The sequence below is a fragment of the Lacticaseibacillus jixiensis genome, from assembly GCF_042847315.1.
Classification (GTDB): Bacteria; Bacillota; Bacilli; order Lactobacillales; family Lactobacillaceae; genus Lacticaseibacillus; species Lacticaseibacillus jixiensis.
The window spans coordinates 47,708-69,987 of record NZ_BAAFPR010000006.1 but is presented as its reverse complement, the minus strand read 5'-3'; the positions used below and the strand labels follow the sequence as shown (position 1 = coordinate 69,987).

At 52.7% G+C, this 22,280-nt stretch carries 19 protein-coding genes; all 19 read left to right on the top strand.

Annotated elements, in window-relative coordinates:
* The first annotated feature begins 400 nt into the window (after positions 1 to 400).
* The 19 genes from trpD (at position 401) to folP (ending at position 22,264) form a co-directional block, all read left to right on the top strand.
* A complete protein-coding gene (trpD, locus tag ACGG90_RS05415) occupies positions 401 to 1,420 on the top strand; it encodes an anthranilate phosphoribosyltransferase (protein ID WP_390406808.1) in 1,020 nt (339 codons plus the stop codon).
* A complete protein-coding gene (trpC, locus tag ACGG90_RS05410) occupies positions 1,417 to 2,199 on the top strand; it encodes an indole-3-glycerol phosphate synthase TrpC (RefSeq protein ID WP_390406806.1) in 783 nt (260 codons plus the stop codon). The genes trpD and trpC overlap by 4 nt, the downstream gene beginning before the upstream one ends.
* Positions 2,196 to 2,783, top strand: a complete 588-nt coding sequence (locus ACGG90_RS05405; RefSeq protein WP_390406803.1) for a phosphoribosylanthranilate isomerase — start codon at positions 2,196 to 2,198, stop codon at positions 2,781 to 2,783. Before trpC ends, ACGG90_RS05405 begins: the two co-directional genes overlap by 4 nt.
* 1 nt (position 2,784) lies before the next feature.
* Positions 2,785 to 3,978 carry a tryptophan synthase subunit beta gene (gene trpB, locus ACGG90_RS05400; RefSeq protein ID WP_390406801.1) on the top strand — a complete coding sequence of 398 codons (1,194 nt, stop codon included), beginning with the start codon at positions 2,785 to 2,787 and terminating at the stop codon, positions 3,976 to 3,978.
* A complete protein-coding gene (trpA, locus tag ACGG90_RS05395; protein ID WP_390406798.1) occupies positions 3,971 to 4,744 on the top strand; it encodes a tryptophan synthase subunit alpha in 774 nt (257 codons plus the stop codon). The genes trpB and trpA overlap by 8 nt, the downstream gene beginning before the upstream one ends.
* Before the next feature lie 954 nt (positions 4,745 to 5,698).
* Positions 5,699 to 7,585, top strand: coding sequence for a 1,4-alpha-glucan branching protein GlgB (gene glgB, locus ACGG90_RS05390; protein ID WP_390406795.1), 1,887 nt, complete (start codon positions 5,699 to 5,701; stop codon positions 7,583 to 7,585).
* A gap of 3 nt (positions 7,586 to 7,588) precedes the next feature.
* Positions 7,589 to 8,731, top strand: a complete 1,143-nt coding sequence (locus ACGG90_RS05385; protein WP_390406792.1) for a glucose-1-phosphate adenylyltransferase — start codon at positions 7,589 to 7,591, stop codon at positions 8,729 to 8,731.
* Positions 8,728 to 9,894 carry a glucose-1-phosphate adenylyltransferase subunit GlgD gene (glgD, locus tag ACGG90_RS05380; protein WP_390406790.1) on the top strand — a complete coding sequence of 389 codons (1,167 nt, stop codon included), beginning with the start codon at positions 8,728 to 8,730 and terminating at the stop codon, positions 9,892 to 9,894. The genes ACGG90_RS05385 and glgD overlap by 4 nt, the downstream gene beginning before the upstream one ends.
* Positions 9,887 to 11,326, top strand: a complete 1,440-nt coding sequence (gene glgA / locus ACGG90_RS05375) for a glycogen synthase GlgA (protein ID WP_390406787.1) — start codon at positions 9,887 to 9,889, stop codon at positions 11,324 to 11,326. The genes glgD and glgA overlap by 8 nt, the downstream gene beginning before the upstream one ends.
* Positions 11,327 to 11,432: 106 nt before the next feature.
* A complete protein-coding gene (locus ACGG90_RS05370) occupies positions 11,433 to 13,841 on the top strand; it encodes a glycogen/starch/alpha-glucan phosphorylase (RefSeq protein WP_390406784.1) in 2,409 nt (802 codons plus the stop codon).
* On the top strand, positions 13,831 to 15,615 hold the full coding sequence (locus ACGG90_RS05365) for a glycoside hydrolase family 13 protein (protein WP_390406782.1): 1,785 nt from the start codon (positions 13,831 to 13,833) through the stop codon (positions 15,613 to 15,615). The genes ACGG90_RS05370 and ACGG90_RS05365 overlap by 11 nt, the downstream gene beginning before the upstream one ends.
* Positions 15,616 to 15,751: 136 nt before the next feature.
* Positions 15,752 to 16,174 (top strand): GNAT family N-acetyltransferase, encoded by a 423-nt coding sequence (locus ACGG90_RS05360; RefSeq protein ID WP_390406779.1) that lies wholly within the window; start codon positions 15,752 to 15,754, stop codon positions 16,172 to 16,174.
* Between the two features lie 79 nt (positions 16,175 to 16,253).
* A complete protein-coding gene (locus ACGG90_RS05355; RefSeq protein WP_390406776.1) occupies positions 16,254 to 17,774 on the top strand; it encodes a glycosyltransferase in 1,521 nt (506 codons plus the stop codon).
* A gap of 166 nt (positions 17,775 to 17,940) precedes the next feature.
* On the top strand, positions 17,941 to 18,297 hold the full coding sequence (gene folB / locus ACGG90_RS05350) for a dihydroneopterin aldolase (protein ID WP_390406773.1): 357 nt from the start codon (positions 17,941 to 17,943) through the stop codon (positions 18,295 to 18,297).
* Positions 18,290 to 18,775, top strand: coding sequence for a 2-amino-4-hydroxy-6-hydroxymethyldihydropteridine diphosphokinase (folK, locus tag ACGG90_RS05345; protein ID WP_390406770.1), 486 nt, complete (start codon positions 18,290 to 18,292; stop codon positions 18,773 to 18,775). The genes folB and folK overlap by 8 nt, the downstream gene beginning before the upstream one ends.
* A 9-nt stretch (positions 18,776 to 18,784) precedes the next feature.
* Positions 18,785 to 19,360, top strand: coding sequence for a GTP cyclohydrolase I FolE (folE, locus tag ACGG90_RS05340; protein WP_390406767.1), 576 nt, complete (start codon positions 18,785 to 18,787; stop codon positions 19,358 to 19,360).
* Positions 19,347 to 20,582, top strand: a complete 1,236-nt coding sequence (locus tag ACGG90_RS05335) for a bifunctional folylpolyglutamate synthase/dihydrofolate synthase (protein ID WP_390406764.1) — start codon at positions 19,347 to 19,349, stop codon at positions 20,580 to 20,582. The genes folE and ACGG90_RS05335 overlap by 14 nt, the downstream gene beginning before the upstream one ends.
* A complete protein-coding gene (locus ACGG90_RS05330) occupies positions 20,575 to 21,123 on the top strand; it encodes a non-canonical purine NTP pyrophosphatase (RefSeq protein WP_390406761.1) in 549 nt (182 codons plus the stop codon). Before ACGG90_RS05335 ends, ACGG90_RS05330 begins: the two co-directional genes overlap by 8 nt.
* Before the next feature lie 16 nt (positions 21,124 to 21,139).
* Positions 21,140 to 22,264: a dihydropteroate synthase gene (gene folP, locus ACGG90_RS05325; RefSeq protein WP_390406758.1), complete on the top strand. Its 1,125-nt coding sequence runs from the start codon at positions 21,140 to 21,142 to the stop codon at positions 22,262 to 22,264.
* The last annotated feature ends 16 nt before the right edge of the window (positions 22,265 to 22,280 follow it).

Sequence of the window (22,280 nt, the reverse complement as noted above, 5' to 3'; positions counted from 1 at the left end):
CACAACAAAACAAGTTCGTCCATAAACCGTTGAGATGGAGATCAAGATCGTTGTGCACGCACAGAGAGCGGCCGTTGCTGGGAATGCCGTAGAACGCAGGCGATTAAATGGACCATCGAGGGACACCCCAAAAAGCGCAGAAAACTGCGATGAGTCAGGGTGTACGTGAGGCATACGTCAGTTGCCGGGGGAGTGTTAGCTCCCTTTAGAGGGGGGTATTGTCTTTGCAATACCCAATTAAGGTGGCACCGCGGTAAATCCGTCCTTAAACAGTTATGACTGTTTATGGGCGGATTTTTTGTATGCTAAAGAAAGTGTGATTACGATGAGAATAAACAAGCGATGGCGATTCCAGTAAGCTGACTGTCCGTAAATCAATCGATTCCAGGAGGAACACATTATGTTAAACGAAACCATCAATCACTTGGTCCAACACACTGACTTGTCTTTTGACGAAACCAAAGCGGCTCACGACGAACTCTTGCATGGCGGCGTGGATGCCAGCTTGATTGCCAGTTACTTAACCGCCATGGCTGCCAAAGGCGCCACTGCCACAGAAATTGCCGGTGCTGCTGATTCCATGCGGCAGAACGCTTTGCCTTTTGCCCCTGATGAACCGGTGCTGGAAGTTGTTGGTACCGGTGGCGACCATGCCAACACCTTCAACATCTCTACGACCAGCATGTTTGTCATCGCGGCAGCTGGGGTGCCTATCGCCAAACACGGCAACCGCGCAGCATCGTCTAAATCTGGTGCCGCTGATGTCTTAGAAGCCTTGGGTTACAACATCAATGCGTCAGCGCAAGAATCTGAAGCATTATTGCATCATTACAACGCTTGCTTCTTGTTTGCCCAGAAGTATCATGCCTCGATGCGCTTTGTGGGCCCGACCCGCAAGCTGTTAGGCTTTCCAACCATCTTCAACTTGATCGGCCCACTGGCCAACCCGGCTAAGCCAACTTATCAATTGCTTGGCGTTTACCGCGAAGATTTGATGGCACCCATGGCCGATGCCTTGATCCAATTAGGCGTCAAGCGCGGCATGGTGGTGCACGGCGAAGACGGTTTGGATGAAATCACCGCCACTGGCAAAACTGACGCTTTGCTGATCGATAACGGTCAAATCACCAAGCTGACCATCGATCCGGCCGAATATGGTATTGCCTATGCCGATAAAGCTGATCTTGTCGGGGGTACCCCAGCAGACAATGCCCAAATCACCCGCGACGTTCTCGCCGGTGTAACTGGACCTAAAGCCGATGCGGTGGTGCTTAATGCCGGTGTGGCCTTGTTTATTGCTGGTAAAACCGCGACGATCAAAGCCGGCATCGACTTGGTCCGCGAAACCATTGCCTCTGGCAAGGCCACCCAAGAGCTTAACGAACTTGTTGCCGCTTCCACCAAGGCGGTGGGCGCATGATCTTAGACAAGCTGGTTGAAGCCACCACCAAGCGCTTGGCGGCGGAAAAAGCCCAAACTCCGCTTGCGCAAGTCAAAGCACAAGCGCAAGCGTTTGTTAAACCAGCCAAGCCGAGTTTAGTGGCGGCGATGCACAAGCATTTTGGCATCATCGCCGAAGTCAAACAAGCCTCACCATCTAAAGGCGTGATCGCCCAAGACTTTCCATATGCTGCAATCGCCAAAGACTACACGGCTGCAAATGTTGATGCCATCAGTGTGTTGACTGAGCCGGATTACTTCCATGGCCAGCTGGCTTATCTCAAAACCATTGCTGCTGAGTCGAGCAAGCCGGTGTTGCGCAAAGACTTCGTGGTGGATGAATATATGTTGTATCAAGCCAAAGCCGCCGGTGCCAGTGTGGTGTTGTTGATCGTAGCGATCCTCACCGACGAACAATTGCAAGCTTATTATCAACTCACGCAGCAGTTAGGCCTGGAAGCATTGGTGGAGTGTCATGATGAAGCCGAGATCAAGCGCGCAATGGCTTTGAAGCCGGCGCTGATCGGCATCAACAATCGCAACCTCAAAGACTTCACCGTAGATATCCACACCAGCACCCGCTTGCGTCAATTGATCCCTGCTTCAGTGATGGTCATTGCCGAATCCGGCATCACCCAAGCCGCACAGCTGAAAGTCTTAAAAGACGCCGGCATCAACGGCGTCTTGATCGGTGAAACCTTCATGCGCGCCGCAGATCGCCAAGCCATCATTCATCAGTATCAGGCGGTGGTGCAATGACTAAAGTCAAAGTTTGCGGCTTGATGACTGCAGCAGATATTGCCATTGTCAATGATGTGCATCCAGATTTCGCTGGGTTCATCTTAGCCGGCGGCCGTCATCACATTGACGACCAAACGCTTGCCGCTTTAACCAAGCAGTTGGCCCAAGACATTACCGCCGTGGCGGTGGTGGTCGACCCAGACGTCCCGCATTTGATCGCACTGCATCAAGCCGGCTATATCCAAGCGGTGCAGCTGCATCACGTCAGTCCTGCAAGTACCATTGCGGCATTGCAAGCGGCGGGTTTGTTGGTGATTGCGCGGATTAATGAAGCGACACCGCAAACACCAGCTGATTTTGCGCTGTTAGATGCCGGCGACGGCAGCGGCCAGACATTGCCATGGGACCAGCTGCCGCATGTGGCTCAGCCTTTGATGCTGGCCGGCGGGTTAGATGGACACAATGTGCAAGCGGCGATTCAAGCGGTGCATCCGCAAATCGTCGATGCCTCCAGCCGCTTAGAAACTGCTGGGGCTAAAGATCGCGTGAAAGTTGCCGCATTCGTGGCCAACGCACGCAACCATACCAAGGAGAATAATTAATATGGAAGATAAAATCGATAACCGTTATGGTGAATTCGGTGGCCAATACGTTCCAGAAACGCTGATGGCCAGCTTAGATGCCTTAACTGCTTGCTTTGAACAAGCTAAACAAGATCCGACATTCTACGCTGAATTTCACCGCTTGTTGAATGACTATGCCAATCGCCCAAGTTTGTTGTATTATGCCAAGCGCATGACTGAAGACTTAGGCGGCGCCAAGATCTACTTGAAGCGCGAAGATTTGAATCATACCGGCGCCCACAAGATCAACAACGTCATCGGCCAAGTGCTGCTGGCGCGGCGTTTAGGCAAAACGCGCCTGATCGCTGAAACCGGTGCCGGCCAACACGGCGTGGCCACAGCCACGATCGCCGCGCTGTTTGGCATGAAATGTGAGATCTTCATGGGCAAAGAAGACACCGAGCGCCAGAAGCTCAATGTTTATCGCATGGAGTTATTAGGTGCGAAGGTCAATGCCGTCACCAGCGGCCAAGGCTTATTGAAAGATGCCGTTAACGCCGCCTTGCAAGATTGGGCAGCTCATCCAGATGATACCTTCTATGTGATCGGTTCAGCCATGGGTCCAGCACCTTATCCTGCCATGGTTCATGAATTTCAGTCCGTGATCTCCAAAGAAGCCAAAAAACAGATCCTGGCAGTGGAAGGCCGCTTACCAGATGCTGTAGTCGCTTGTGTTGGCGGCGGCTCCAATGCGATCGGCTCGTTTGCCGATTTCATCGATGATCCGTCTGTTGCCTTGTATGGCGTTGAGGCCGCCGGCGAAGGCGTACATTCCGGCCATACCGCAGCGACCTTGGAAACCGGGACGCCAGGGATCTTCCACGGCATGAAGTCGATTTTCATGCAAAATGCTGAAGGTCAAATTGCCAAAGTCTATTCGATTTCTGCCGGCTTGGATTATCCAGGCGTCGGGCCGGAACACGCCGCTTTAGACGCTTCTGGCCGGGCGCATTATGTGGGCATTACCGACGATGAATCAGTGGATGCGTTTGAATACATTGCCAAGCTTGAAGGCATTATCGCTGCGGTAGAGTCCTGCCATGCGGTGGCTTATGTCAAGAAGTTGGCACCGACCATGAAGAAAGATCAGATCATTATCTGCACCTTATCTGGGCGCGGGGATAAAGACGTCGCACAAGTCGCTGCATATCGTGGGGTGGATGTTCATGAGTAAATTAAGAGATGTGTTTGTAAATCATAAAGCGTTCATTCCGTTTGTCACAGCCGGGGATCCAACCGCTGAACAAACGGTGCAAGAAGTAGTGGCCTTGGCCCAAAACGGTGCCGACATCGTTGAACTTGGTGTGCCGTTCTCCGATCCGATTGCCGATGGCCCAGTGATTCAAGCTGCTGGATTGCGCGCGTTTGCCGGCGGGATCACGGTGGAAGGCGTGTTTGATATCGTGGCGCGCATCCGTGAACAAACGACGGTGCCGCTGGTGTTTCTGACCTACGCCAATATCCCGTTTAAGTATGGCTATGATGCGTTCTGCGCACGCTGTGAAGAACTGGGCGTGTATGGTTTGGTGATCCCTGATTTGCCAGAAGAAGAAGCCGGCGAGATCTTGACCTTCACGCAAAAGCACGGCTTGGACTTGATCCCGTTAGTCAGCCCGACTTCTGGTCCGCGCTTGAAGAAGCTGGTGACTTATGCCAGCGGCTTCATCTATATTGTTTCCGCTTTAGGGGTAACTGGTCAGCGCGCCAGCTTCGCTCAGAACTTGGATGACTTGATCGCTGATTTGCGCAAAGTCACTGATGCACCGTTATGTATCGGCTTTGGGGTGCACACGCCGCAACAGGCGAAGGAATTGGCCCAGGTCGCAGATGGTGTGATCGTTGGTTCAGCGATCGTGCAGCTGGCCGCTGATGCTGATGATCCGGCAACCGCGGTAGGCGATTACACCAAACAAATGGTGGCAGCCATCGCAGAAGCCTAACTTATTGGAAATGATTAACGAAAGGCACCTCAGCCGCATTTGCGGTTGGGGTGTTTTTTTCATCCCCAGAGCGGAGCAAAGCGCATTTAGCGATGCGTGTAAGATGGCCTGAGCTGATGGCGGTTTGTGCCATAAGCTCGGGACAGCTTACACACAATCGCGTTGCTTTGCGCAGCTCGACGAAAAAAACCAGAGCGAAGCAAAGCGTATTTAGCGGTGGATATAAGACGGGATGACAGTTGGGCGTTCTTTGCCCAATTGGCGTCACGGCTTATATCACGCCGCGTTGCTTTGCGCAGCTCGACGAAGACCACAGCGTAAAAAGCGTGGATTCACGTTTTGGTCAGGCCCGGACAGGCGTTGCTACGGTGCGCGAGGCAATGCCTGTCCTACCGTAGTCAAATCGGTATCGTGCTTGGCGTGATGACCGAACGTTAATGAATCGCATTTACCAACTTGTTGGAAATCGTCAGTTGATGTGTGATCAAGCACAGCAGTGACAAGTACCGACCGACAATACCAGTAACAGTACTGGTGAGTGAAATGGACATTAACTATCCAGCGATCTCAGTTGGAAATGGGTCAAGACAAGTATGAGCGATTGATGGGGATGTCAATCACTTGCTGTCGCAAATGGGGACTGCGTGGAACTGCGAATCAAACGCATCCTCCAGAAGTTTGCAATTTTCTGCAAAAGGTGCTTATCTCCTGAATTCGGGTGTTGCTGGGTGAATTATTAGACCGCACAAATAGTGTGATTAGAGAATAAATAGAAAACGCTTTACCAAGTTGTCAATTTTCAAGATGAAACCGCACAAATGGCGTAGTATGGGCATATTTTCTGCCATAGCAGTAATATTATTTAGGAAAAAATATAATAAACCTTTGATAACGTGATTCTTACGCAACGTGCTATACTAATCTTGTAAGCGCAACAATAGGGAGGCGACGTGAATGGATGAAACCATCGCACCGTGGCTGTACTTGTTTGGACGCGGTGAGGATTATCAAAGTTATCGACGCTTTGGCGCGCATGAATTGCGCCCTGGCGCTTGGCAGTTTCTGGTGTGGGCGCCACATGCATTGGCAGTGGATGTGGTGGGTGAATTTAACGACTGGCAACCCACGGCCTTGGCGCCGCTTGGTGAAACCGGCTGTTGGCAAGGGGTCTTGGCAGCAACTCGCGGCCAGCTGTATAAGTTTCGCCTCACGACGCCACAAGGGGCGGTGGTGGAGAAAATCGATCCGTATGCGTTTGCTTTTGAGAAGAAGCCTGGCACAGCTGCGATCTTGACGGATCTGCCCAAACACCAATGGCGTGATCACAAGTGGCAGCAACACCAGCGGCAAGAACCGATTTACGCGCGGCCATTAAATATTTATGAATTGCACCTGGGGTCGTTTCAGCGCCATGAAGATGGCAGTTACTTAAGCTACCAAGAGTTGGCCCAAACCGTGATCCCATATGTCAAACAACGCGGCTACACGCATATCGAGTTGATGCCATTGATGGAGCATTTGCTGGATGCCAGTTGGGGTTATCAATTGATGGGCTATTATGCCGCCACCAGTCGCTTTGGCACACCAGAAGCTTTCTTGGCGTTTGTTGATGCGGCGCATGTTGCCGGCCTTGGGGTGATCATGGACTGGGTGCCGGGACATTTTATTCGCAACACCGACACCTTGGCGCAATTTGATGGCACGCCGACTTTTGAATACCAAGACCCGCATCGGGCCGACAATGTGCGATGGGGGACGTGGAATTTCGATTTAGGCAAGACGCAGGTGCAGAGTTTTCTGATTTCCAGTGCGATGTATTGGCTGGATCATTGTCATCTGGACGGCTTGCGGGTCGATGCAGTTTCGAACATGTTGTATATGGATTACGACGCAGGCAAAGAACATGACACCAACGTCAATGGCACAAGAGACAACTTAGAAGGCATCGCTTTTCTAAAGAAGCTGAATACCGCGGTGTTTGCTGCCCACCCTGAGTGTTTGATGATCGCCGAAGAATCCTCTGCTTATCCGCAAGTGTCAGCCCCGATCGATCATGGCGGGTTGGGTTTTAACTACAAGTGGAACATGGGGTGGATGAATGACACGTTGAAGTTTTTTGGCATGGATCCATATGCCAGACGCGATCAGTTGAACCTGTTGACGTTTTCTTGGGTGTATATGTATGACGAGCAATTTATCCTGCCGTTTTCACATGATGAAGTGGTGCATGGCAAGAAGTCTTTGATGCATAAGATGCCAGGTGATCGTTACAATCAATTCGCCAATCTGCGCGTGATGTTTGTCTGGTTGATGACCCATCCTGGCAAGAAGCTGTTGTTTATGGGCAGTGAATGGGGCCAATTCTTGGAGTGGCGCGATTATAGTGCCTTAGAATGGCGCGATCTTGACGATCCGATGAATGCCAAGATGCAGCATTTCACCACCACCTTGAACCGCTTATACCAAAAGCGCCCCAGTCTTTGGCAGCAAGATCATGATCCAGCAGGCATGACGGTCACCCTTGGCGATGGGCCAGATGTGTTGAGCTATATTCGCTGGGGCACCACGGAGCAAGACTGCACGATCGTCGTGTTGAATCTGATGCCGATCGAGCAGCGCGACTTCGTAGTGCCGGTGCCGCAAGCTGGTGTGTACAGCGTGTTGTTGAATACCGAAAGCAAGCATTTCGGCGGCACTTGGCAGCGGCTGCAGAAAACCTTGCATACCACAGGCCGCCCGGCTGGCGGACAACCAGACAGTGTCAACTTGGTGCTGCCGGCGATGGGCGCGTTGTTGATCGCACCGTTGACATTGTTGCATCCGAGTCAATCAAGGAGGTAGACCATGAGCACTGAAATGTTAGGGATGATCCTAGCCGGCGGTCAAGGCACGCGGCTGGGCAAGTTGACCAAAAACACTGCCAAGCCCTCTGTGCCATTTGGCGGACGCTATCGGATCATTGATTTTACCTTGAGCAACCTGGCTAATTCCGGGGTGAACACCGTGGGTGTGATCACCCAATACCAACCCTTAGAACTTAATCGCCATGTGCAAAATGGTGCCAGCTGGGGTTTGAATGAACGCGGTGCCGGGGTGACGATCTTGCAGCCTTATGCTTCCAGCGAAGGCGAGAAATTCTTTGAAGGCACGGCGCATGCGATTTATCAAAACATGGCCTATATCGATTCGTACAATCCGCAATATGTGCTGATCTTATCTGGTGACCATATTTACAAGATGGACTACGAGCGGATGCTGGCGTTTCATAAAGCCAAGAAAGCCACTTTGACTGTGGCGGTGATGCCGGTATCACTAGAAGAAGCGCCGCGCTTTGGCATCATGAATACCGATGATACTGACCGCATCATCGCTTTTGAAGAAAAACCGGAGAAGCCCCAATCAGATCTTGCCTCCATGGGTATCTACATCTTCGATTGGGCCCCGCTGCGCAAGTATTTAGCAGACTCATACGCTACTGATGGCAAGATGGAAGACTTTGGCAAAGACGTGATTCCAGCGTACTTGGCGCACAACGAGCCGACTTTTGCTTATGCCTTTCACGGCTATTGGAAAGACGTGGGGACGATCCAGTCGTTGTGGGAAGCGAACATGGAATTCTTGTCGCCGAACAATCCGTTGAACATCACCAACCGCAACTGGCGGATCTATTCACAAACCGAAGCCTTGCCGCCAATGTTCTTCACCAAGAAAGCCAAAGTCGTGCGCTCGATGGTCACAGACGGCTCTTATGTGGCAGGCACCGTGATTCACAGCATCTTGTCGCAGAATGTGAAAGTCGGTGAAGGTTCAATGATCAAAGATTCAATGGTGATGCCAAATGCCGTGATCGGCAAGAATGTCACCATCGATCATGCCATCATCGGCGAAGATGCCGTGGTTGGCGACAATGGTGAAGTGATCGGGTCGGCTGATGATATTGCTGTGATCGGCTACAGTGAAGTCGTCGGCAGAAAGGAGAAAGCATGAGACAAGGAGAAATGGCTGCCGTCATCGACTTAAACGAAGACGTGCACACCTTATTACCATTGACAAAACACCGTCCGATCGGGACCTTGCCTTTTGCCGGGCGCTATCGCTTGTTGGACTTCCCGCTTTCTGCGATCACCGCTGCCGATATTCACTCAGTTGGCTTGTTCATGCCAGAGTCTGAGCGTTCGGTGCAAGATCACATCAGAAGCGGCGCGGCTTGGAATTTGGACTTGATCCAAGGCGGCGTGTTCTTGTTCCCGTATGTGGCCACGCGCGACTATAACGACGAACAATTGCGCGCGCGCTATTATGAGAACTATACCCAATTCTTACGCGGTTCCGGGTCCAAATACACCGTGGTCATGGGGGCCAAGAACGTGGCCAACGTTAACTTGAATGCGATCTTGAATTTCCATAAAGTCGGCGATTCGCGCATCACCACGGTGTATAAGAATTTACCGCGCGAACAGTTCTTGGATAATGATTGGACCTTGTCGCTGTCTGAGCAAGGCACTGCCAGTTCGATCATTCGCGTGGCGGATCGCCATGAAGACACGGATCCTAAGACTTTGCCGAGTTTCATGGAGATCTATATGTTAGCCACCAGTGACTTGATCGATTTATTGGATCAAGCCGCTGCCAGTCACGTGTTCCGCCGCCTGCCAACGTTGTTGCGCGATTATGTGTTGGCCAATAACGCCAATGCCTTCGAGTATACCGGTTATTTGGCCCGGATCGATTCGATTCAGCGCTACTATGAAGCCAATATGCAAATGCTGGAAGATGCCAGCTTCCAATCGCTGTTGTTGTCCAATGTGCCGATTCTGACCAAGTCCAAGAACGAAGTGCCAAGTTTCTTTGCCAAAGATGCGGTGGTGTTAAATGCCTTGTTAGGCACCGGAACTTATATCGAAGGAACGGTCACGGATTCAGTCGTGTTTAGAAACGTGGTGGTGCATCATAATGCAGTGGTCGATCATGCCATTGTGATGCAAGGCACGAAGATCTCCACCGGCTCGACAGTGCGGTATGCCATCTTAGACAAAGGCGTGGTGATCGGGCCGAATCTGAATGTCATCGGCACACCAGACCAGCCGATCGTCTTACGCAAGAATCAAACGGTGTTTGGCGAAAGTGAATTGGAGGCCAGCGATGATTAAAGTTTTATTTGCCGCAGCAGAAGGGGTGCCATTTTATAAAACCGGCGGCTTAGGGGATGTGGCCTATGCCTTGCCGCAAGCACTAGCTAGAATGGGTGTGGACATTCGCGTGGTTTTGCCATATTATCCGCATTTCTTCCCGGCGCGTTATCAAGAACAATTGCGGCCGCTGGCGCGCTTTACCGTGCAATTCGGTGCCCAAGAGAAATATGTGGGCATCTTGACCATGAAATTAGACGGCGTGGTGTATTACTTCGTGGACAACACCGAGTTCTTCGCTCGTGATCAGTTGTATGGCGAGTGGGACGATGGCGGACGCTTCGGGTTCTTTCAAATGGCGATCGTCGAAATGTTGCAGGTGGTTGATTTCATTCCTGATATCCTACATGTCAATGACTGGCACACCGCCTTTATCCCGGTGTTGTTGGCAGACAAATATGCGTGGATGACGCCGCTTGCTGGGATCCACACGCAGTTGACCATCCACAATTTACAATTCCAAGGGTGGTTCCCGCAAAATATATTAGACACGGTGTTTGGCATCGGCCGACAATTTGCTCATGATGACGGCTTTATCCAAGATGGCCAAGTCAATTTCTTAAAAGGCGGGATCAATTTCGCTGATTTGGTGACGACTGTGTCGCCAAGTTATGCCGGCGAGATCCAAACGCCGGCGTTTGGCGAACATTTAGATGGCACCTTGCGCAAGCAGAATTGGAAATTGCGCGGGATCTTAAACGGCATCGACACCAAACTTTACGACCCAGCCACCGACGCGTATTTGGATAGTCATTACGATGCCCAAGACCTCAGCGGCAAAGCCAAAGACAAAGCGGCTTTGCAACTGGAAGTCGGCTTGCCGCAAACCAGCGCGCCATTGTTTGGGGTCGTCAGCCGCCTCACCCGCCAGAAAGGCATGGATCTGTTAGTTGCGGCATTAGATCAGTTGTTGCCGCAGCTGGATTGCCAAGTGGTGTTGTTAGGCACCGGCGAAGACGACTTGGCGCGCCACTTTGAAGACTTGCACGCGCGTTTTGCCGGTAAAATGGCCACGGTGATCGGCTTTGACGTGGCCTTGGCCCAACGGATCTATGGCGGCAGTGACTTCTTTGTGATGCCGAGTGCCTTTGAACCCAGCGGCTTGGCCCAAATGATGGCCATGCGCTATGGCAGCTTGCCGGTGGTGCATGAAACCGGCGGCTTGCGCGACTCTGTGGTGCCATACGATGCCACAACTGGTGCAGGAGACGGGTTCAGTTTCTGGGATTATGATACTAATGTGCTGGCTGAGACCATGCGGCGTGCGGCGACGATTTACACCGAAGAGCCCGCTGTCTACCAGCGCCTGCAACAAACTGCCATGGCCAAGGACTTTGACTGGGTCCATGCCGCGTCAGATTATTTAGCCGGGTACCAGTCGCTTTTAGGTTAAGGGTTTGAAATGAAATCGCGTTTGCCCTGCAACCGGCACAGCTGCAAGGCAGGCGCTTTTGTATATCAGATCCTTGCAAGTTGATCAGTTGTCCAAGGAGGTCAATATGGCATTAACAAAGAAACGGTTTATTGCAGATTATCGCGCAGAATGTTTGCACCTGTTTGCATCCCCGCTTGAAGATTTATCCATTCAGCAGCAATACCAAGCGCTGGCTTTTCTGGTGAAAGGCTACTACGCCAAAGACTGGTCCCATACCAAAGCCGATTACGATCACCATCAACAAAAGCAAGTTTATTATTTCTCCATTGAGTTCTTGCCTGGGCGGCTGTTGGCTTCCAACTTGTTGAACCAAGGTTTGCGGGCCGTGGTTGAAGACGGCTTGGCGCAATTGGGTATCGATGCGGAAACACTGTATGCGCAAGAAGGCGACCCGGGCCTTGGCAACGGGGGGTTGGGCCGCTTGGCGTCGGCGTTTTTAGACGCGATGGCGGCAGTGGGCATGGCTGGCAACGGCAACGGGATCCGTTATCAATACGGCTTGTTTGAACAGCGCTTTGTTGACGGCTATCAAGTGGAGCTGCCAGATGATTGGCTGCGTACCGTGAATGTGTGGGAAACCCGCAAAGAAAATCGCGCCGTGATCGTGCGCTTTGGCGGCAACGTTTATTTACAACCAACCGACGCCGGCGGTTTAGAACCGGTGTATGAGCATGCTGAACAAGTCTTGGCCGTGCCATATGACACAGCGATCCCCGGGTTTGCCAATCACGTGGTTAATACGATGCGCTTATGGAGTGCCGAGCCGGTGCCAGGCCATGTCCATACCTTAGCGGAGAAAGCCCATGTCAACGCGATCACCCAGATCTTATATCCAGATGATTCCGACACTGCCGGGCGGGAATTGCGGCTGCGCCAAGAATATTTCTTCACTTCAGCCGGCGTGCAAAGTATCGTGACGCATTATCGGCGCTTTCATCAAGATTTGCATTTGCTGCCGAAATTCGTGGCGATCCATATCAATGACACCCATCCGGCGATGGCGGTGTTAGAGCTGATGCGCGTCTTGCTGGATGACGGCCATTTAGGCTGGGATGAAGCTTGGGCGATCACGGTGGCAACGATGTCATACACCAATCACACCTTAATGGCGGAAGCCTTGGAAACTTGGCCGCAAGACATGTTTGCCAGCCTTTTGCCGCGGCTGTGGCAAATCGCCCAAGAAATCGATGCGCGCTTTCGCAGCGCCCACCTGCTGCAATTTGGCGCAGATTTGGTGGGCCGCGCTGCCCCCAGTCAAGGGGGGTATTTGCACATGGCCAACTTGGCAGTGATCGGCAGTCATGCCGTCAATGGTGTGGCACAATTGCATACTCAACTGCTGGAGCAAAGTGTGCTTAAAGACCTTTACACGATTTACCCGGCGCGTTTCAACAACAAAACCAATGGCATCACGCCTAGGCGTTGGGTACAAATCGCCAATCCGAGTTTGGCCAATTTGATCGATGACACCATCGGCCGCACCTGGCGCCGTGATCCGCGAGCCCTAACGGCTTTGCGCGCCCAGTTAGACGATGACGAATGGTTGAATGCATTGACTGCTGCCAAGGCCGAAAACAAAGCCCGCCTGGCCACAACGATCCAAACCACGCTTGGCTTGCAAGTGCCGACAACGGCGATTTATGATGTCCAAATCAAGCGCCTGCATGCTTATAAGCGGCAGCTGCTGCATGTGTTTGGCATCTTGGCCCATTATGACGCCATTAAGCGCGGCCAAAAGCGCCCGGCGCGGGTGCATGTTTTCGGGGCCAAAGCTGCCCCGAGTTATCGCTATGCGAAAGCCGTGATCCGCTTGATCAACGCCGTGGCCGATTTGGTCAATCAAGACCCTGATTGTGCCGGACAATTGGCTGTGGCATTCTTGCCAAATTACGGGGTGAGTTTAGCTGAGCAAATCATCCCTGCCGCCGATATTTCCGAGCAGATCTCATTGGCAGGTACTGAAGCCTCTGGCACGTCGAATATGAAATTAATGGCCAATGGCGCCATCACCTTAGCCACCTTAGACGGCGCCAATATTGAGATCCAAAGTGCCGCAGGGGCAGCTGCGATGGTGACTTTTGGGATGACGACGCAAGAGGTGCAAGCTTTGAACGCATCGAATCGCTATTCGGCGCGCGGGCTATATGAAAGTGATCCATTGATCCATCGCTTAGTGGACATGTTGGTGGATGGCAGTATCCCAGGCAGCAAATCAGTTGGCCAAGAGATCCAAGATGAATTGTTGGTGTACAACGATACTTACCGCGTCTTGGCCGATTTGCAAAGTTATTTGGCCGCCAATCGCAAGTTGGATGCGCTGTGGCAAACCCCTAAAGCCTGGGCGCAAGCGGCACTGCAAAACATTGCCGCTTCCGGTCAGTTCTCAGCGGACTTCACAGTGCAGCGCTATGGCCGCGAGATCTGGGATGTGCTGCCAAACACGCCGATCGTGGGGGATGAGCATGCATTATGATTCGTTCATCGACCGCAAGCCATTTGGCGCGGTAGTCGTTGATACTGCGGTGAGTTGGCAGATCCAAGCAACAGAAGCCAAAGTGTGCACCTTGTTGTTGGCGCAACCAGATGGCCAAATGCAAGCGCATGTGATGCAAGCTGGGCCAAGGGGTTTTTCCGCCACGGTGCAAATTACCCAAGCCGGCGTGTGGTATTACGCGTTTCGCGTGGAAACTGACACCGGTCAGCTGACGTATGCGGCCCAAGCTGGCGGCTTTGGCGGATCAGGCCAAGTTTATCAAGCAGACGCGCAGGCGCCTTGGTATCAGCTGACGGTGGTGTCGCGCCGCGAGACGCTGCCGGCGTGGTATCAGAATGCGCGGATTTATCACATCTTTGTGGATCGCTTTAATAACGGCAATACAGACGGGCATGTCAACGCGCCTAAGCCGAATAGTTTCTTATATGGTCAGTTAACTGATGCACCTTATTATGTCAAAGATGCCAACGGTGAGGTGGTGCGGTGGGATTTCTACGGCGGCAACTTGGCTGGCATCACCGAAAAGCTCGATTGGCTCAAGGCTCAAGGGTTCACGGCGCTTTATCTCAGCCCGATTTTTGAAGCCGTCAGCAACCACCGCTATGACACTGCCGATTATATGCGTATCGATCCGATGTTAGGCACCTTGGCTGATTTCAAGACGTTAGTGGCCCAGCTGCATCAACGCGGCATGCGTTTGATCTTAGACGGGGTGTTCAACCATGTGGGTCGCGATTCGCGCTACTTCAATGCGGCTGGGCGCTATCCTGATTTAGGTGCGGCGCAAAGTCAAGCTTCACCTTATGCGCAGTGGTTCACCTTCAAGCATTGGCCAGACGATTATGACGCGTGGTGGGGGGTGCGCGATTTGCCGGCGATCAACAAGCAGGCGCGTGATTTTCAGCAGTTTATCGCCGGCGGTCCCACCAGCGTCTTAGGGTATTGGACCGGCTTAGGCGTCGACGGGTGGCGCTTGGATGTCGTCGATGAGTTGGACATGGCTTTTGTTTACCAGATCCGGGCGTTATTGGATCAGTATCCGCAGCGGGTGTTGATCGGCGAAGTTTGGGAAGATGCCTCGCACAAGATCGCTTATGGCAGGAGGCGGCCGTATTTTGAAGGCCACGCTTTGCAAGCGGTGATGAATTATCCGCAGCGGCAGTGGATGATCGATTATGTCTTAGGCAAATTATCGCCGGCCAGTTTCGGGCGGCAGCTCAAGACCTTAGAGGAAAATTATCCAGCGGCGATCTTCGCCAACAACTTCACCAGTTTGTCCACGCATGATACCAAAAGGGTGCTGACTGTCTTAGGGCATGATTTGGCGCAGCTTAGTCAATTGTTGTGGCTGCAGGCGATGCTGCCAGGGGATTGGGTGGAGTTCTACGGTGACGCTGCGGGATTAGATGGCGGTGTGGACCCGCAGAATCGCAAGTATTATCCTTGGGGCCGAGAAAACCAAGCCATCCAAGCTTTATATCAACAAGCCAAAGCGCTGCGGCAAACGCCGGCTTTTGCTGGAAACAGTGGTTTTGCGGCCTTTTGGGATGCTGAGTTATTCGGGGTATTGCGCTATAGCGGCGAAGCGGTGGTGATTGGCTATTTCAATACCGGCGCCCAAGCAGCCACCTTGGTGCCAGACGCGGCTGAGCTGGCTTATGTGCCTGAAGCTTTGCGAGCGTTGATCCAGCCGGTGACGGTACCAGCGCACGCACAGCTGATCCAACCCGGCTTGCAACATGAGTCTTCTTAATTGAGCTTGGTGGTCGCTGTTTGTGTTGGTCATCACGCTATTGCTGACCAGCTTAAGACGAACACGGCGAAAATGATGCAAACCAGCACCAACACAAGGAGGGATTGATATGATCGAATCAGCACAACCGAGCTAATTGACGGCTTTAGTTCCATTAGTTGAGGCGTATTATGCGGCCAGCCCAGTGCCGCATACCGTTGATGTGTCGCGCTTAACGGCGCACATGACCCAACTTTGCCAACCAGACAATCCGCTAGGTGGGTTGCTGGTGGCCAAGCAAGGCGACGGTTTGATCGGCTTTGCGTTCTTGTATTACGGCTTTGATAAGCGCGCTTTGGCGCGGGTGGTTGAACTTAATGATTTGTTTGTTGCCGAATCAGCAAGGCGGCAAGGCGTCGCCAAGGAATTGTTGCAAGCCAGTTTCGATTGGGCCAAAGCGCATGGTGCCGTGAGTGTCCAATGGCAAACCCGCACCAGTAACTTTGCGGCGCAGCAGTTATATGACCAAGTGGGCCAACGGGTGATCGGCTGGGTGCATTATGCCAAAACGCTAGATTAAACTGATTTTTAGTGAACTTGCGCCGATGCAGGCGGCGAATGTGGTAGGGTTATACCAGAACTGATTTCTGGAGGCCTTTATGTATTATTTCTTGAATGCATTCATTCCGCGCTTTTGTTCCGGCATCGAACATGCCGAATTCAAGCGTTTGAATAACTTCTTAGCCCATGGCGTCGAAGCCAAAATCGTCACCAGCGTCTACACCCGCGATGCCAGCGTGAATTTGGCGACCCATCATTTGGATTATGCGTATTACGTCAATTTATATGATTTCTTCTGCGACAATACAGCAGTTGCCCAGCGGCAATTGCAAGATCGCGATGTTGCGCCGGGATTGCGCTTGGATGTGCAAGCAGAAGGTACCCATTGTTATGACGGGACCCGTGAAGTCATGACCATCAGGCATCACGACGGGCGCATCGATGCAGTGGATATTTATGACGGCGATCATCAGCTGGTGCGGCGTGATTATTATGACACCCGCGGGTTTAAAGGATTCAGTCAGTTCTTTGCCACGACTGATGATGCCAGCCAAGCTTATGTGGCGTTGGAGAATTTCTACTCCAGCACTGGCCGCGTTGGGGTAGAGATCACCTATCGCAAGCGCGGCAGCGGGGTTGTCGCGACTGCTTATCGCTTGCGGCGCCAAGATGGGCGCGAGTGGTATTTGATGAATCAAGAGCAGATGTATACGGTGTTTTTGGATGAGTTGAATGCCGGCGGCGATACGTTTATTTCCGATCGCTCCAACGTCACCAACCGGCCGATGATCAACATGACGACGCCAGCACGGAAGCTGGAGCATTTTCATAACATTCATTTCCAAGATTATCATGATCCCATGCATTCACCGCTGACTTATACGTCCATCAGCCAAACCGAGCTGTTGAGCCGTACCGACATGGTGATCACCCCCACTGCGCAACAAGCCGCGGATATGCAAAAGCGGCTCAAGACTACTGTCCCCATTCATGCGATCCCAGTGGGGGTGGTGCCTGATGCGCAACTGGCTAAGCCGCCAGTGCCGGAAGCTGCCCGCACAAGCGGCAAGATCATTATGGTTGCGCGCTTATATTGGGAAAAGCATGTCGACGATGCCATCTGGGCGTTTAAAGCCGCGCATGATCAGCTTGATTGGTTGACCATGGATATTTATGGCTATGGCGATGGCAACACCGATTATCGCGATGAGAAGCTGGCCAAGCAAATCGTCAAAGACCAAGGCCTCAGCGACGTGGTGCACTTTATGGGCTACACTGATGATATCGCCAAGGTGTACGATCAAGCTCAGGTGATGTTGCTTTCGAGTCGGCATGAAGGGGCCCCTTTGGCGATCTTAGAAGCCGCGTCGCATGGCGTACCCACGATCAGTTATGACACCCATTATGGGCCAGCGGAGCTGATCAAAGCCGGTCAGTCTGGTGAAATCGTACCTTATGGGGATGTTAATGGCTTAGCCGACAAGCTGGTGGCGACTTTTGGTTCGCCACAGCGGTTAAGCCAGTTGAGCCAAGGCGCTTATGCGCGGGCCAAAGATTATTCGCAAGAAGCGGTGTGGGCGATTTGGGAGCGCTTGGTGATCCACCCGCAAGCTAAATAAAGCGCAAGATCTGCCAGTTTCCGAAGGCAGGTCTTTTGTTTTGCCATAAATCTGGTTGATTGCCGAACGTGACAGGACAGAATTTAGCTTAATTTCGGAAAATGGCTTTGCGAATGCCGTCGCACACGTTATAATTAGCGCATTACAAGGACAGGAGGCGACAGGCATGGGTGCCATTCGCATCACCAATATGCAATTTCACACCTATAACGGGGTGTACCCAGAAGAACAGAAACTCGGCCAGCGCCTTAGCGTCGATGTCGAGTTGCGCTTGCCTATCGAAACCCAAGTGCAACATGATGATTTGTCAGAAACCGTGGACTATGGCGCAGTTTACAAAGCCGTGGCCGCGTTTGTCACGACGCATCACTACCAATTGATTGAAATGCTGGCCAATCAGTTGTTGGCCGAACTTAAAGGCCGCTTTGCCGTCAGCGGGATCACCTTGCGTATTCGCAAAGGTGCCGTGCCCATTAATGGGATCTTTGATACGGTAGAAATTGAGGTCAGCTGCGATGACTGAGGCCTATATTGGCTTAGGGGCTAACTTGAATTCGCGGCTGGCCAATTTGGCTAAGGCGCGACAAATGCTGCAACAAACGCCTAAAGTGGCCGTGGTGCGGACGTCTTTGATTTATGAAACCGCGCCGGTGGGGGATGTGGCGCAAGGTGATTACCTCAACCAAGTGGTGGTGGTGGACACGCAATTGACGCCATTGGGCTTGTTGGCTCGCCTGCATGAAATTGAAGCCGCCTTGCACCGGCAGCGTATTGTGCGCTGGGGCCCGCGAACGGTAGATCTGGACTTGTTGTATTACGGTCAGGTGCACCAAGCAACCGCTGAGCTGCACTTGCCGCATCCGCAGATCCCCAAGCGCCGCTTCGTGTTGGTGCCGCTGTTAGAAGTCGCCCAAGGTCCGCTGGCGGCCCAAGTCGCTGCCATGTTGCAAGCCACCACTGATCACAGCGCGGTGCGCTTGTATATCGCAAACAAGAGATAAGGAAAGACAATGGATAAGAAACGTATTGAGCATGCTGTACATGAACTGTTAAGCGCCGTGGGTGAAGACCCCACCCGACCTGGGTTAATTGAAACGCCTGAGCGAGTGGCGCGCATGTATGAAGAAGTGTTTGGCTCACTTGAGCAAGGTGAACACTTTAGCGATTACAAAGTATTCCCAGTGGCGGTTGACCCAGGGTTGGTGATGGTGCAGCAGATCCCGTTTTATTCGATGTGTGAACATCACCTGTTGCCGTTTTTCGGGCATGTCACGATTGGCTACATGCCTAGCCATAAACAAATCATTGGTTTAAGCAAGCTCGGACGGCTGGTGGAATTCGTCGCGCGCCGGCCCAGTGTCCAAGAGGCCTTCACGGCGAAGATCGATTCAGAACTCACCCGCATCTTGGCACCACAAGGGGTGGCAGTTTCGGTAGTGGCGCGGCATATGTGTATGGAAATGCGCGGGATCAACCGCGGCGATTTATTCACCTACACCTCGCGATATTCAGGCGTGTTTGAAACTGATGCCCAATTGCGCAAAGAATTTCAAGCGGAGGCACGCAGAACTAATGGCAACGTATGAAGCCTTGCGCCAGGCGATGGATCATCGTATGCTGGCAGCCGATACCACCCGGGTGGCAGCCTTGGCGAAGGTGTTGCAGCAATTAGGCCATCCTGAACAACGTTATCACATCATTCATTTGGCCGGCACCAATGGCAAAGGCTCCACCGGGGCATGGCTGGCGCACGGGTTGCGCAATGCCGGCTATACCGTTGGCCATTTTCACAGCCCAGCCATGGCCGGAGAGCTTGATCAAACGCGCTTGAATGATATCAGCATCACTGCTGCTGAATTTGCCGCTTGCATGGTGGAAATCGCCCAGCTGGCCGACGTCGAGTATGCGGCGTTTTCGGATTTTGAATGGGATGTGCTGACTGCTTTGTGGTGGTATGCGCAACAAGGCGTTGATTGGGTGGTGTTAGAAGCCGGCTTAGGCGGTGCATATGATGCCACCAATGCCATCAGCGCACCGGACTTTGCAGTGTTTACGCATATTGCTTTGGATCATACCGCGATCTTAGGGCCAACGGTTGCAGCAATCGCCGAAAATAAAGCCCAAATCATCAAACCCAACACCCGCGTGGTTGTGGCGCCGCAACAGCAAGCTGCGGCGTTAGCGGTGCTCAAAAGCGTCGCCAGTGCGCATCATGCGCAAAGCTTCACTGTGGCAGATCCCAATTGGCAAGCCAGTGCGCAGACTTGGCAAGGGCGTGACGTGAATTATCATGGCCATCAATTTCACCTGAAACAACTTGGTGATTATCAACTGGCTAATGCCGCATGCGCGTGGCTGGTGTGGGAACAATTAGGTTTGGCTAATGAAGCGCTTGCCCAAGCCATGGCGCAAGTGCAATTGCCAGGGCGCTTGCAGGTGATCCAACAAGCACCGCGGGTGGTTTTAGATGCTGGGCACAACCCAGATGCGCTGCCCAAAGCCTTAGCGACGGTGCGCGAGTTGCTGCCTGCAGGCGGGCGCTTATTGGTGGTTGCCGGCTTCTTAAAGGACAAAGCGGTGGCAGCGCTTGCCCAAGCGCTTAGCGTTGCCGATGAAGTGTGGGTGACCACGCCTGATCATCCCACGCGGGCATTGGCGGCAAAGCAGTTGCAACCATTGGTGCCGAATAGTCACTTGGCGGCTGATGTGCATGCTGGTTTAGCCGCGGCCAAAGCAGCTGCGCGCCGGCAAGACGTGGTGATGGTTGCCGGATCATTCTATTTGATCGGAGCGTTGTTGGATGACTGAATTTGTCTTGGCTTCGCACAATCTGCGCAAACACGCGGAACTGGTTGAACTGTTGGCACCATATGGGCATCAATTGCGCAGCTATCCTGATGCCTTGCCGCAAGAAGGTACCATTAGTTTGCAAGCCAATGCCTTGCACAAAGCCCAAGTCGTGCATGCCGCTTGGCCAAACGCTTGGGTGTTGGCAGATGATACCGGCTTATTTCTGGCCGCCAAACCCGACGCCTTAGGGGTGAGCACCCATCGCCAGCTGCCGGCTGTCGGCACCAATACAGCGCTGCTTGCGATGTTGACGCCGCAAATGAGTCGGCGTTGTGAGCTGCGTTCGACCTTGGTGATCCAAGCGCCTAGTGGCGACATTCAATCTGCGACAGGCAGCTTGGCGGCGACGTTGGCCACCAAGGTGCGCGGTGAATGGTCGCGCGGCTTTGACCGCTTGTTGATCCCAGTGGGTGAAGCGCTGACCCTGGCTGAAATGCCGCTTTCAATTCGCCAAGCGTATCTGCCGCGCCAACGGGCCTTGGCCCAATTATTTATCTGAAAGGATCCTGATCGCGATGCAAATCTCCGAACTTGAATTGAGCCACAATGAACAAAGCTTGGCCAGCCAAGCGCTGAAAGCGGCCACCAGGTGCCAACAGCAATTGGCGCTGGTTGTCAGTTTTGATGATGAAACCGAGCAAGCCCGCTGGCAGACTTTGGCGCACCAATTTGATTTGGTGACCACACCCGGTCAGGCTTTGGTGCCGCAAGCGGCGTTAACGCCTTTGATTGCCGCGTTAAAAGCGCGGCATTTCACTGCCGCAGCCGCAGACCTCACTGCCATTCAAGCCGCCCATGCAGTGCGCTGGCAAGCCGGACGCTTTGTCTTTGATGTGAGTGCCAAGCCTTTGGTGTACGGGATCTTGAATGTGTCGCCAGAGTCGTTTTATGATGGCGGGCGCTTTGTGGCAAGTGCTGATATGCAAGCCCATGTTGCCCAAATGGTGCAAGCCGGCGTTGATGTGCTTGAAGTCGGCGGGCAAACCACCCGGCCAGGCTTTACGCCGCTGACTGCAGAAGTTGAATGGCAGCGCGTGGCGCCGGTGATTGATTGGGTACAAGCGCATTATCCAGATTTGCCTTTGGCCATTGATACCTATAAATATCCGCTGATGCAACAAGCTTTGGCTTGCGGCGTGGATATTATCAATGATGTCAACGGCTTCACTGATGATCCGGCGAAGCTTTCACTGCTTGCGCAAAGCAATTGCGGCTTGTTGACGATGCATAGCAATCGAACCAGCGAATATTTAGACCTGACTCAAGAAATGCGCCACTTCTTTAAGACGAATTTGGCTGAGTTGACCCAAGCCGGGATCGCGTATGAACGCATTGCCCTTGATCAAGGCATCGGTTATGCCAAAGTCGCTGATGGTCAACAAGACTATGCCATGATGCGCAATATCGAGCAGCTTAATGATTTCAAACGACCGCTGATGGTGGCAATTTCGCGCAAAGGCTTTGGCGCGCAGTTGTTTGGGTTAGCCAAAGACGACCGCCTGCCGGTGACCTTAGTGGCAGAAGCGGCGATGTTTCTCAAAGGCGGCAATATCTTGCGTGTGCATGACGTGGTGGAAACCGTGCAGCTGCGCAAGATGTTAACGGTGATCCAGTCCACTTATTGGGCGCCGCTGGGCTAGTGTGACGCCTGGCAGA